A 13,070-nucleotide genomic window follows, 5' to 3' on the forward strand; every position below is an offset into this window, starting at 1 on the left:
CCCATGCGCCGTTGATTCAATTGCTCAAGCATCTGAATCAACAGGCGCGCCCGAAGGCGCAACCTGTTGATCTCAAAAGATCTTCGATATCGCGGAGAATTGCCAGCTGGCCTGTAAGCCGGGTTTTGTATGGCCCTCGCCCCTTGCGGAGCGAGAACGTGGCGGCCATTCATCTTGGGCGCATGTTGCCATGCGCCTCACGCAACCTACCCGGACGGTGGGCCGGAAACAGCCCTCGAAGGTTTCCCCTCGCACCGTCCCTATTCGGTCTTGCTCCCGGTGGGGTTTACCGTGCCGCTCCTGTTGCCAGTCGCGCGGTGGGCTCTTACCCCACCCTTTCACCCTTACCCCGATAAATCGTGGCGGTTTGCTTTCTGTGGCACTTTCCCTGGGGTCGCCCCCGCCGGCCATTAACCGGCACCGTGTCTCCATGGAGCCCGGACTTTCCTCACCCGCAGCCTTTCGGCTTTGCGGGTGCGGCCGCCCGGCCAGCTGGCAGAGCGTATAAAGGGGTTCACGTTCCAAAACGCAAACGAAAAAGCAGACTTATGCGGGAGATCCAAGGGCCGCCATCTGCACCTTGACCTTGCCGCAATAGGCGGCCGACACGGGATTCATCCGCGTCGCGGCATGGCCGGCATTGTACTTCAGGATGGTGCCGCAGGTCGTTCCGCCACCGAGGTTGCGCGCCATGGCGAGATACTTCATGCCGTATTTGATGTTGGTGTCGGGATCGAACAGGCCCTTGGCCGAACCGCTGTAACCCATCATCCGCGCCGTTGCCGGCTTGATCTGCATCAGACCGATCTCGCCAGCGCTGCCGACGATGTTGGGCCGGTAATTGCTCTCGATCTTGATCACCGCCTTGGCCAGCGATACCGGCACGCCTTCGGCCGCCGCGTAGCGGGCGATGATCGCCGAATACTGGCCGCCGAGCGCGGCCGCCGCCGTCGATTCCGCAGCGGTGCTTGGGCCGATCGACGCGGTCGTCGACAGGTCGATGCTCTTCCTGCCGCGCTTCAAATGCCTCTTGGCCGTCGCTTTTCTGTCCTTCACCACGGCTGCTTTCTGCACTTTCGCGGTGGTTGCCCTTTTGGCTTTTGGGTTCGCTTTCGTCATGGCGGTTTTGGCGGGTGCGTTTACGAAGCCCTGGTCTACCCTTTGGCTCAGTGGCGCAGCATCTGCCGCCCCGAAGGCAAAAGTCATCACGCCAGCAGCAATAGCTGCCGTTACAACGGTCAATTTCTGCATGTGGTCCTGTTCTGTCTGGCCACGCGAAGATCTTCGCGCAGCAACGCCTAATCAATATCGGAACATTCGGGGGGCTGAAGGTCCGATAACTTGCACGAACTGCCTTTGATGGCCGAATTGGTGTCGAACAAGGCGAGGCAATTCACTTTCAGTGACAGGCTGTAACTCGAATATCAGGAAAAGGTTATTTAGACGCAGCTGACCTAAGGGAAGTCAGCAGGCTTTGCAGCGTGCGGATCGTCGAACCGTCGGCGACGCCATCCACCAAGCGTGGCCGGAAATGCCGCTGAAACGCTTCGACGACGAGTTCGGTTTGGCGGTCGAAGACACCGGATATCTCCACGCCATAGCCGTAGAGCGCCAGCATCGACTGCAGCGCCTCGACCTCGGCGCCGGTATCGCCGGCTTTCAGCATCGCGCTGTGCCGAATCGGCGCCGCAGGCACGAAATGGCCGACCCCCGCCGCAAACAGCACCCTCCAGGGGAATTTCTCGCCCGGATCGATCTTGCGCCCCGGCGCGATGTCGGAATGGGCGAGCACGCGTTGAGCCGCTATGGAGTGCCGCTCGATTATCCCCTTGCAGAGGCCAACCACCGCTTCGATCTGCGGCTTGGGGAAGGCCGAATAACCGAGCGTATGGCCGGGATTGACGATTTCGATGCCGACCGAGCAGGAGTTGATGTCGGTGCGCCCGAACCAGGAACTTGCGCCGGCATGCCAGGCCCGGTCGCTCTCGCGCACCATCTGGACGATGCGGCCGTCCTCGTGGACGAGATAGTGTGAGGAAACTTCGCTGGCGGGGTCGCACAGCCACGCTTCGGCTGCAGCACCCGTCGCCATGCCGGTATAGTGCAGCACGATCATGTCGGGTCTGAGCGTCTCGCGCCGCGGGCCGAAATTCGGCGATACCCTGACCTCGGCGCCTGGCTCGTCGGGCAGGAAGCCGCTCATGCGTGCCTAAGGCCCCGCTCGATCATTTCATAGGCCGCGTTGATCGCCGCGACCCTGGTCGTCGCGATCTTGATGAACTCCTGCGGCAGGCCGCGCGCGATCAGCCGGTCCGGATGATTGTCGGAGACCAGCTTGCGATACCGCTTCCTGACTTCCTCGAACGGCTTGCCGCGCTCGATGCCCAGCACGACATAGGGGTCGCCGGCGCCAAGATTGACGTGCCTGGCCATGATCGCCTCGTAGTGCACCTCGTCGATGCGGAAAATCTCGGCGATGCGGTGCAGGAAAATGCCTTCGCGTTCATGCACCAGCCCATCGGCCTTGGCGATATGGAACAGGCCGTCGAGTATGTCTTCCAGCATGACGCAGTTCGAATGGCCCGAGCCGCACATCTGCGCCATGCGTTCGGCATAGGTCTCGAACCCGGCAACGTCGCGCTTAGCCAGATCGTAGAGCCGCGCCACGTTGCGGGTCTGCTCTCTCGGGACCTCGAATATTTCCTGGAAGGCACGAACCTCGTCCTGGGTGACGATACCGTCGGCCTTGGCCATCTTGGCCGACAGCGCGATCATCGCCACGGAGAAGGCAACGCGCCGGCGCAGATCCGCATCGCCGGAAAAAACAGTTCGCACGGCCTCGACCACTTCGGCGACGCCCGAATTGGCTGAAGAGGAAACGCGGTTGATGAACTCGCCAAGGCGATCCCAAATCGACATGAGCGCTTATTAGGGCCGCCAGCCACCGCTATCAAGCCAAGACAGCGCCGCAGGGTGGATCGATTTACGCAAACAACTGACGCGCCAGATCGCAAATCATAGGAATCAGCCGATCGTAGCCCACGAAACGGCCAGCCCGGCCTTAAACGCAGGAAGGCCGGCGCGAAGCCGGCCTCCTCTCTCGTCACATCAAAGTGACCGAGACTGCTGCTACTGCGCGGGGGCGGCAGGAGCAGGTGTTGCCGGAGCCGGTTCTGCAGGCTTCGATGCATCCGGCGTCACCGGCTTCATGGGCTCGGCGGCTGGCGGATTGGTGCTCTGGGTGGTGGTGTTGTCCGTGCCGCTGTCGCTGCAGGCTGCAACGCCGAGCAAGGCCAAAGCGGAAACGGACGCCAGAATGAGCTTTTTCATACCATCTCTCCTTCACAACACGCTCACGTTGCGGTGAGCGCTCGAAGAGGAAATGCATCAGACGGCCATGGGTTTCGTAACGTTGCGTTTCCTGATGTAACATCCCTGTGGCCGATTGCAGGCCGCGCGACGGCGAACTAACAGTTTGAAACCAAAAGAAATGCCGGAGTTGCGCGTGGACAAGAAATGGGACTTCTGGATCGACCGCGGCGGCACCTTCACCGACGTGATCGGGCGCGACCCGGACGGCGGGTTGCATCCCAAAAAACTCCTGTCGGAAAATCCCGAAGCCTACCCTGATGCGGCCATAGCCGGCATCCGCGAGTTGCTCGGCCTGAAATCGGGCGCCGCCATTCCGTCCGGCCTGATCGGCGACATCAAGATGGGCACCACCGTCGCCACCAATGCGCTCTTGGAGCGCAAGGGCGACCGCGTGCTCTTGCTGATCACCAAGGGCTTTCGCGATGCGCTGAAGATCGCCTACCAGGCACGGCCGGATATCTTCGCCAAGGAGATCATCCTTCCCGAACAGCTCTATGAGCGGGTCATCGAGATCAACGAACGCGTGCGGGCCAATGGCGATGTCGAGCGCCTGCTCGACATCGCCGCCTGCCGTCCCGCGATCGAAAAGGCCCGCGCCGACGGCATTGAAGCGGTGGCGATCGTCTTCATGCATGCCTGGAAATACCCCGACCACGAGAAGGCGGTGGCGAAAGTCTGCCGGAAGATCGGCTTTTCGCAGATTTCGGTCAGCCATGAGGTCTCGCCGCTGATCAAGCTGGTCGGTCGCGGCGACACCACAGTGGTCGATGCCTATCTCTCGCCGATCCTGTCGAGGTATGTGCAAAGGGTGGCGGGCGAACTGGGCGCCGTCCCGCCAGCGCCTTATTCTGTCACGCCCCCCTCTGCCCTGCCGGGCGTTTCCCCCACGAGGGGGGAGATCAGCCAGTCCCCTCGCCTGATGTTCATGATGTCGTCGGGCGGGCTCACCGCCGCCGACATGTTCCAGGGCAAGGATGCGCTGTTGTCCGGTCCGGCGGGCGGCGTCGTCGGCATGGTCGAAACGGCGAAGCTCGCCGGCTTCGAGAGAGTCATCGGCTTCGACATGGGCGGCACCTCGACCGACGTCGCCCATTATGACGGCGAGTATGAGCGCGCCTTCGACACCGAGGTCGCCGGCGTGCGCATCCGTGCGCCAATGATGCGCATCCACACGGTCGCCGCCGGCGGCGGCTCGATCCTGCACTACGAAGCTGGCCGCTTCCGCGCCGGCCCGGACTCCGCCGGCGCCAATCCCGGCCCGGCCGCCTACCGGCGCGGCGGCCCGCTCGCCGTCACCGACGCCAATGTGATGCTGGGCAAGCTGCAGCCCGATTTCTTCCCCGCAATTTTCGGCCCCGGCCAGGACCAGCCGCTGGATGCGACCGCGGTACGCGAAAAATTCGCCGCACTCGCCGCCGAAATCGGCGACGGCCGCGCCCCAGAAGCCGTCGCCGAAGGTTTTGTCACCATCGCCGTCGAGAACATGGCCAACGCCATCAAGAAGATATCCGTCCAGCGCGGCTACGACGTCACCGAATATCTGCTGAACTGCTTTGGCGGCGCCGGCGGCCAGCATGCCTGCCTGGTTGCCGACGCGCTCGGCATGGAAGCGGTGCTGATCCACCCCTTCTCCGGCCTGCTGTCGGCCTATGGCATCGGCCTGTCATCGGTCTTTGCTTCACGCCAGCAGGCGCTGCTCAAGCCGCTGGCGGAAGAGTCCAGGTCAGAGATCGACAGCCTCATTGCCACGTTGAAAAAGGCCGTCATCGCCGAACTCGCGGCGCAAGGCATCGCCGAGGATAAAGTTGCCGCAAAGCCGGTTCTGCACATCCGCTACGACGGCACCGACACGACGCTGCCGGTGAATTTCGAGCAGGACTCGATCTTTCAGGCCAGGCGCGATTTCGAGATCGCCCACAAGGCGCAGTTTGGTTTCGTCTATGACAACAAGCCGATGATTGTCGAGACGGTTGGCGTCGAAGGCAGCGAAATCGCAGAGGCCAGGGCCGAAGCCTATGCGCCCGCAGGACCTGCACGGGTTGAAGCCGGCGCTTCCGGAACGCGGCGCATCTACACCGAAGGCCGGTGGCATGAGGCCGGCATCCATCGCCGCGAAAACCTGCGCCCCTCCAATTTGGTCGCGGGACCCGCTCTCATTATCGAGCCGAACCAGACCATCGTCGTCGAGCCGGGCTGGCGGGCCGAAATCACCAATCTCAATCACGTCGTCATTCGCCGCACGGAACGGAAAGTGCGCGCTGCGGCCCTCGGCACCCAAGCCGATCCGGTGATGCTGGAGGTCTTCAACAACCTCTTCATGTCGATCGCCGAGCAGATGGGCGTCACGCTGCAGAACACTGCCTATTCCGTCAACATCAAGGAAAGACTGGATTTTTCCTGCGCCGTCTTCGACCGTCACGGCGCGCTGGTCGCCAACGCGCCGCACATGCCAGTGCATCTCGGCTCCATGGACCGATCGGTCGAGACCATCATCCGGCTGAACTCCGGCGACATCCATCCCGGCGACGTCTTTGCGCTGAATGCCCCCTACAATGGCGGCACGCATCTGCCCGACATCACCGTGGTGACGCCGGTGTTCGATGATGCGGAGAAAGAAATCCTGTTCTGGGCGGCCTCACGCGGTCATCATGCCGACATTGGCGGCACGGCCCCCGGCTCGATGACGCCGCTTGCCACCACGGTCGACGAAGAAGGCGTTTTGTTCGACAATTTCCGTGTTGTCGATCGCGGAAAATTCCGCGAGGCGGAACTGCAGACGCTGCTCACCGACCACCCCTACCCCGCGCGCAACCCGCACCAGAACATTGCCGACCTCAAGGCGCAGATCGCAGCCAATGAAAAGGGCGTGGCGGAACTGCGCAAGATGGTCGCCCATTTCGGCCTCGATGTCGTCGAGGCCTATATGGGCCATGTCCAGGACAATGCCGCCGAAAGCGTGCGCCGCGTGCTGGAGCGGCTGCCCGACGCATCAGAATATGAATACCCGACTGACACCGGCCAAGTCATCAAGGTGAAGATCACGGTCGACCGGCAAAAGCGCGAAGCGACCGTCGACTTCACCGGCACCTCGCCTGTCATGAAGAACAACTTCAACGCGCCCGAGCCGGTCGCCCGCGCCGCCGTGCTCTACGCCTTCCGCGTCATGGTCGAGGACATGATACCGATGAATGCCGGGTGTCTGCGGCCAATCAACATCATCATCCCCGACGGCTGCATGCTGAAACCCAGCTATCCCGCCGCCGTTGTCGCCGGCAATGTGGAGACCTCGCAACATGTCACCAACGCGCTGTTCGGCGCCATGGGCGCCATGGCCAACGCGCAAGGCACGATGAACAACCTGACCTTCGGCAACAAGCAGTACCAGTATTACGAGACGATCTGTTCCGGCTCGCCGGCCGGGCAGATGAACTCCGGCCGCGGCTTTGCCGGCACCTCCGGCGTCCACACCCACATGACCAATTCCCGCCTCACCGATCCGGAAGTGCTGGAATTGCGCTTTCCCGTCCTGCTCGAGGATTTTCACATCCGCGAGGGATCCGGCGGCAAAGGCAAATGGAACGCCGGCGACGGCACCAGGCGGACGATCCGCTTCCTCGAAAAGATGGAATGCGCCATCCTGTCCTCGCACCGCAACCGCCCGCCGCAAGGTCTGGACGGCGGCGGCGACGGCGAGGTCGGCTCGACCAAGGTGCGGCGCAAGGACGGCAGCATCGAGACGTTGATGGCCTGCGACCAGACCGTGCTCGACGCCGGTGACGCCGTCATCCTGACGACGCCGACGCCGGGAGGGTTTGGCCAAGATTAGTGCATGTCGCCCAAAAATTGTTCATCCGATTTGGGAAAGCGACTTGCATCAAAACAACAAGCTGAAGCGTCAACAGCCTGTCACTGGCCTGTCATGACGCTGCGCTACCCGCTTGCGCCAAAGCAAACGGGGAATCATTAGCCATGACGGACGTTTCGGCAGATCTGGTCTTTCGCCGTGGCAAGGAAGTTGGAAAAGCCGTCTACCAGAACCGCCCGCTGTCGAAGGCCGGCCTTTCCGAGCGGCTGTTTGCGCTGCTGTTTTCCGGCCTCGTCTACCCGCAGATCTGGGAAGACCCTGAAGTCGACATGGAGGCCATGCAGCTTGGCCAGGGGCACCGCGTCGTCACCATCGCCTCCGGCGGCTGCAACATCCTGGCCTACCTCACCCGGTCGCCTGAACGCGTCGATGCGGTCGATCTCAACGCCGCCCACATCGCCTTGAACCGGATGAAGCTGGAGGCGGTGCGGCATCTGCCTTCGCAGGGCGACCTGTTCCGCTTCTTCGGTGCCGCCGACACCAGCCATAATTCGGAAGCCTATGACCGTTTCATCGCGCCGCATCTCGATCCGGTCAGCCGCCACTACTGGGAGCGCCGCAACTGGCGCGGCCGCCGGCGCATCACCGTCTTCGACCGCAACTTCTACCAGACCGGCCTGCTCGGCCTGTTCATCGCCATGGGACATCGCACCGCCAAATTCTTCGGTGTCGACCCCGCCGGGATCATGGCGTCGAAGAGCATCGCCGACCAGCGCCGCTTCTTCAACGAAGAGCTGGCGCCGGTCTTCGACAAGAAGCTCTTGCGCTGGGCGACCTCGCGCAAGGCGTCGCTGTTCGGTCTCGGCATTCCACCGGCACAGTACGATTCGCTGATCACCTCGGGCGACGGCTCAATGGCCAGCGTGCTGAAGGCCCGGCTTGAAAAGCTCGCTTGCGATTTTCCGTTGAAGAACAACTACTTCGCCTGGCAGGCTTTCGCCCGCCGCTATCCCAATCCTGGTGAGGCCGCCCTGCCCGCCTATCTCGAAGAGGCCAACTACAAAGCGATCCGCAACAATGTCGATCGCGTCGGCATCCACCACGCCAATCTGATCGAATTCCTGGCTGGCAAGGACGCCGGGACCGTCGACCGCTTCATCCTGCTCGACGCGCAGGACTGGATGACCGACGACCAGCTCAACGCGCTGTGGTCGGAGATCACCCGCACCGCCTCGGTCGGCGCCCGCGTCATCTTCCGCACCGCCGCCGAACCCAGCCTGCTGCCCGGCCGCGTCTCGACTTCGCTGCTCGACCAGTGGAACTACGAGGACGAGGCCTCGCGCGACTATTCGGCCCGCGACCGCTCGGCGATCTATGGCGGCTTCCACCTCTATGTGAAGCGCGCCGCATGAGCACGAGCGAGCTGCCGGCCGGCCATGCCGAACTGATGGACGGCGTCTATCGCTGGCAGCGCCACATCTACGACCTGACCCGCAAATATTACCTGCTCGGCCGCGACCAGATGATATCGGAGCTGGATGTGCCGGCGAAAGGAACCGCGCTCGAACTCGGCTGCGGCACCGGCCGCAACATCGCCCTTGCCGCCCGCCGCTACCCCGATGCCCGTTTCTACGGCCTCGACATCTCGGCCGAGATGCTGGAGACCGCCGGCAAGGCGATTGGGCGCGAAGGCCTGTCCGGCCGCGTCGTGCTGGCGCGCGGCGATGCCACGGATTTCGACGCCAAGACACTGTTCGGCGTCGAGCGTTTCGACCGCATCTTCGTGTCCTATTCGCTGTCTATGATCCCCGGTTGGGAAAAGACGGTTTCAGCAGCACTCGCCGCACTTGCGCCCGGCGGCTCATTGCATGTCGTCGATTTCGGCCAGCAGGAAGGCCTGCCGCGCTGGTTCCGGACCATGTTGCGCGGTTGGCTCAAAAAGTTCCATGTCACCCCGCGTGAATCATTGCGCGAAGTCCTGGAATCGGAATCTCGGCGAACCGGCGCAACCTTCCGTTTCCGCACGCTTTATCGCGGTTATGCCTGGCTCGCCGTGATCGCATCGCACAACCTTACCTCCCCCTCGATGGGGGAGGTCGCGCCGAAGGCGCGGGTGGGGTGAAGCGCTAGGCACCCCACCCCSGCGCTGCGCGCCGACCCWCCCCATCAAGGGGAGGGTAAAGGGAGCTAATGTAGCGCCTTCAGCAGCGCGCCAAGCATCACCTGCGGCCGGTAGCCGAGCTTGGCCGGGGTCAGCCCGAGCCGCACCACCACCAACTGCTCCGACGGGATGATGGCGACCGTCTGGCCGTCATGGCCCTCCATCCAGTAAGTGTCCTTGGGCAGGCCGGCAGCGACGCCGGCGCCAGGATTTTCCTCGTCGCCGGGAGCTTCGATCCACAGCTGGCCCTTGCCGTAGACTTTCGAGGCGGTCGCCGGTTCGCGCATCCAGTCGACGAAACCGGCCGGCAGGATCTGGTTGCCGTTCCACACCCCGCCCTGCAGCAGAAACTGGCCGAAGCGCGCCCAGTCATGCGCCGTGGCGTAGAGATAGGATGAGCCGACGAAGGTGCCCTCTTCGTCGGTTTCGAGCACCGCGCTTTGCATGCCAAGCGGCGCGAACAGTGCGGTTCGCGGCCAAGCCAGCGCCTTCGCCTTGTCGCCGATCGCATCCTGCCACAGCCGTGACAGCATCACTGCTGTGCCACTCGAATAGGAAAACACCTTGCCGACGTCGCCGGTCAGCGGCTTGGCTTCGGCAAAGCCCGCCATGTCGGGCTCGAGATAGAGCATGCGCGTTACATCGGCGACATCGCCATAATCCTCGTTGAACTCCAGCCCGCTCGACATCGCCATCATGTCTGCGAGGCTGATGGCGGCGCGGCCGTCGGCCTTCCAGGGGCCGAACAGGCCCTGATTGGTCACCGCCATCTTGCCGTCCTTGACCAGCGTGCCGACGAGCGCAGCGTTGACCGTCTTGGTCATCGACCAGCCCAGCAGCGGCGTCTTCGCCGAAAACCCGTCGCCATAGCGCTCGGCGACGATGCGGCCATTTTTCACCACCACCACCGCTCGCATGCCGGTTCCGGTCATCCCTGCATCGTCGAGGATCTTGCCGATCTCGGGATTCTGCGAGGCATCGACCCGATCTCCCTCCGGCCACAGATCGCCCTTGGTGGTCGCCGACGCTTCGGCAGGGATTGTCGTGCGCCGTACCTTGCCGACATCGCCATCGGGAACCGAGGCGCAACCCAAGCCGTGGCGCGCGACGGCAACGCTCTTGCCGAGGAAGCCGAGCAGCCCGGCCGAGACGGTCCCCCTGTTCTTGTCGACCGACACTTTCATAAACCTGAGCAGTGGATGGCCCGGTGCCTGCACGTCGACGGCAAGCACCTCGTTGGGGTCACGCCCGGCGATAAAGACATTCGAGCAGACGATCTTGGCCGAATAGCCCGCACCGACGCGGATCAGTTCCGGCGGCGCGATGTAGAGCCAGGCAAACAATGCGGCGACCGCCAGCACGACCAGGCCAAGCAGCCATTTGATGATCTTCACGACGGCCCGCATCTTTTAGTCCCTGCTTTTCCGCTGCCCGGTGGCTTGCGGCTCGACTTATGTCATCGATTTGCCGCCATTGCTTCCGCAAAATCGGTGTTCTTGTTGAGCGCCGTCAACCTGTTATCAACCATGATCGGCGATCACTGGAGAATCGGGCGATGCTGTGGGGCGATCGTCTGGTCTGGTGGGGCCACCCGCAACAACAAAACCCAACAGCGACCGGCTGATTCCGGCTCGAGAAATGCGATGCGCCGTTTCGCGGCCCTCATCACGTTGACGCTGCTGGCCGCCTGCTCGACCGCCGGCGATCTCGTGCCGTCGATGTCGCCTTCGAGCAGCCCGACGGTTGCGGTGCGCGCACCGCGCTTCGAAGACTCCAAGCCGCATGAATGGGACAGCGGCGCGCCCTGGAATTACGCCGTTCACGGCACCGATGTCTCAAAGTACCAGACGTCGGTCGACTGGCCGACAGCCAAGGCCAACGGCATCTCCTTCGCCTTCATCAAGGCGACCGAGGGCGGCGATCGTTTCGACGAGTATTTCAACGAGCATTGGACCCGCACAAAGGCCAATGGCATTCCGCGCGCGGCCTACCATTTCTTCTATTTCTGCACGCCGGCCGCCACCCAGGCGCGCTGGTTCATCGAGAACGTGCCCGTCGACCGTTCGGCCATGCCGCCGGTGCTCGACATGGAATGGAACCCGAAATCGCCGACCTGCCGGCTGCGTCCGGATTCGGCGACGGTGCGCGCGGAGATGACCACCTTTCTCGAAATCGTCGAACGGCACTATGGCAAGAAGCCGATCATCTACACCTCGGTCGACTTCTTTGACGACAATGACCTTTCGACTTTCCGCGGCTATCCCTACTGGCTGCGCTCGGTCGCCGGCCACCCCCGCCAGAAATATGGCAGCCACCCGTTCACCTTCTGGCAATACACCGGCACCGGCATCGTTCCCGGCATGACCGGCAAATCCGATATCAACGTCTTCAACGGCAGCGAAGCTGCCTGGAAAAAGTGGCTGCGGCAGAACACGCATTGACACCGGCGCTGCCGCCTGCTTTTCGACGGTCCATGCGAACCGATTTGCAACCACAGGGATATCAGGGCCGGAAACAGTCGAAGAACCGACTGCGCTCCGGGCTGCTCGCGGCCCTGCTGCTCAGCGCCGCGGCCATGCCGGCGGCAGCGCAGGAATGCGGCGGCGACTTCGAAGCCTGGAAACAAGGCGTGGCGGCGGAAGCCAAGGCAGCCGGCGTCGGCGCTATCGGCCTTAACGCCCTGGAAGCCGCTTCCATCGACGACAAGGTGCTGGCGCGCGATCGCGCCCAGGGCGTCTTCGCCCAGACCTTCATCCAGTTCTCCAACCGCATGATCTCGGCCTACCGGCTGAAGCAGGGCGCGGCCAACCTGAAGAAATACGCCGACGTCTTTGCCCGCGCCGACCAGCAGTTCGGCGTCCAGGCGCCGATCATCGCCGCCTTCTGGGGGCTGGAGACCGATTTCGGCGCCGTGCAAGGCGATTTCCACACGCTGAGCGCCTTGGTGACGCTGTCGCATGACTGCCGCCGCCCGCAGCTGTTTCGGCCGCAACTGGTGCCGCTGTTGATGCTGATCGATCGCGGCGTCGTGCCGGCCGACGTCACCGGCGCCTGGGCCGGCGAGGTTGGCCAGACGCAGATCCTGCCCTCCGACTATCTGGCGCGCGGCGTCGACGGCGACGGCGATGGCATCGTCGACCTCAGGAGCAGCGTGCCCGACGTGATCATGACCACGGCCAACAAGGTGCTGTCGCGCGGCTGGAAACGCGACCAGCCCTGGATCGAGGAAGTGCGTGTGCCCGAGGACATGCCGTGGGAGCAGACCGGCCGCACCAACAAGCTGCCGCTGTCACAATGGGCTCAATGGGGCGTTACCAATCCCGACGGCACGCCGCTGATCGACAACGGCCTCAAGGCCGGCCTGGCGCTGCCGATGGGCCGCAAGGGCCCAGCCTTCCTCGCCTATGACAATTTCGACGTCTATCTCGAGTGGAACCAGTCCTTCACCTACGCGCTGACTGCCGCCAACCTCGCGGCACGGCTGGCAGGGGCAAAGCAGTTCGACCCGCGCAATCCCGAAACCGGGCTCAATGGCGACCAGATGAAGGAATTGCAGACCAAGCTCGAAGCGCGTGGCTACGATGTCGGCACGGTCGACGGCATTCTGGGCACCAACACCCGTGAGGCTATCCGCAAGGAACAGATGCGGCTTGGGCTACCGGTCGACGGCTGGCCGACGCCGGAGCTTTTGGGGAAATTGTGAAGTGAGTAGGCAGTAGAATCTCCCCAAGC

Annotated in this window: 10 protein-coding genes and 1 other RNA gene; 5 read left to right on the forward strand and 6 right to left on the reverse strand. The window is 63.2% G+C overall.

All coding sequences use genetic code 11. The features are described from left to right. Positions 1–98: 98 nt before the first annotated feature. The 5 genes from rnpB to AC1DXM_RS02175 all read right to left on the reverse strand — a co-directional run bounded on the left by rnpB (position 99) and on the right by AC1DXM_RS02175 (position 3,330). Positions 99–496, reverse strand: an RNA gene (gene rnpB, locus AC1DXM_RS02155) — RNase P RNA component class A. A gap of 50 nt (positions 497–546) precedes the next feature. Further along, a complete protein-coding gene (locus AC1DXM_RS02160; RefSeq protein ID WP_477231534.1) occupies positions 547–1,251 on the reverse strand; it encodes a lytic transglycosylase domain-containing protein in 705 nt (234 codons plus the stop codon). A gap of 184 nt (positions 1,252–1,435) precedes the next feature. Further along, positions 1,436–2,203 (reverse strand): N-acetylmuramoyl-L-alanine amidase, encoded by a 768-nt coding sequence (locus tag AC1DXM_RS02165; RefSeq protein WP_477231535.1) that lies wholly within the window; start codon positions 2,201–2,203, stop codon positions 1,436–1,438. Then, complete coding sequence (locus AC1DXM_RS02170; protein WP_477231536.1) at positions 2,200–2,919, reverse strand: TerB family tellurite resistance protein; 720 nt, start codon at positions 2,917–2,919, stop codon at positions 2,200–2,202. The genes AC1DXM_RS02165 and AC1DXM_RS02170 overlap by 4 nt, the downstream gene beginning before the upstream one ends. Before the next feature lie 210 nt (positions 2,920–3,129). After that, positions 3,130–3,330, reverse strand: coding sequence for a hypothetical protein (locus AC1DXM_RS02175; RefSeq protein WP_477231537.1), 201 nt, complete (start codon positions 3,328–3,330; stop codon positions 3,130–3,132). 175 nt (positions 3,331–3,505) lie between these two features. Between AC1DXM_RS02175 and AC1DXM_RS02180 the strand changes: the two genes are divergently transcribed. The 3 genes from AC1DXM_RS02180 (at position 3,506) to AC1DXM_RS02190 (ending at position 9,299) form a co-directional block, all read left to right on the forward strand. Next, positions 3,506–7,198 (forward strand): hydantoinase B/oxoprolinase family protein, encoded by a 3,693-nt coding sequence (locus AC1DXM_RS02180; RefSeq protein ID WP_477231538.1) that lies wholly within the window; start codon positions 3,506–3,508, stop codon positions 7,196–7,198. A gap of 143 nt (positions 7,199–7,341) precedes the next feature. Continuing rightward, positions 7,342–8,589 (forward strand): BtaA family protein, encoded by a 1,248-nt coding sequence (locus tag AC1DXM_RS02185; protein WP_477231539.1) that lies wholly within the window; start codon positions 7,342–7,344, stop codon positions 8,587–8,589. Next, entirely contained in the window at positions 8,586–9,299 is a 714-nt protein-coding gene (locus AC1DXM_RS02190) for a class I SAM-dependent methyltransferase (protein WP_477231540.1), read from the forward strand. Before AC1DXM_RS02185 ends, AC1DXM_RS02190 begins: the two co-directional genes overlap by 4 nt. A gap of 65 nt (positions 9,300–9,364) precedes the next feature. On the opposite strand, the gene AC1DXM_RS02195 is transcribed toward AC1DXM_RS02190, so the two are convergent. Continuing rightward, positions 9,365–10,744, reverse strand: coding sequence for a serine hydrolase domain-containing protein (locus tag AC1DXM_RS02195; RefSeq protein WP_477231541.1), 1,380 nt, complete (start codon positions 10,742–10,744; stop codon positions 9,365–9,367). Positions 10,745–10,981: 237 nt separating this feature from the next. Between AC1DXM_RS02195 and AC1DXM_RS02200 the strand changes: the two genes are divergently transcribed. Beyond that, on the forward strand, positions 10,982–11,779 hold the full coding sequence (locus tag AC1DXM_RS02200) for a glycoside hydrolase family 25 protein (protein WP_477231542.1): 798 nt from the start codon (positions 10,982–10,984) through the stop codon (positions 11,777–11,779). Between the two features lie 32 nt (positions 11,780–11,811). Then, a complete protein-coding gene (locus tag AC1DXM_RS02205) occupies positions 11,812–13,041 on the forward strand; it encodes a lytic murein transglycosylase (RefSeq protein WP_477231543.1) in 1,230 nt (409 codons plus the stop codon). Positions 13,042–13,070: the final 29 nt, after the last annotated feature.

This window comes from Mesorhizobium sp. P3_A2 (assembly GCF_056403115.1).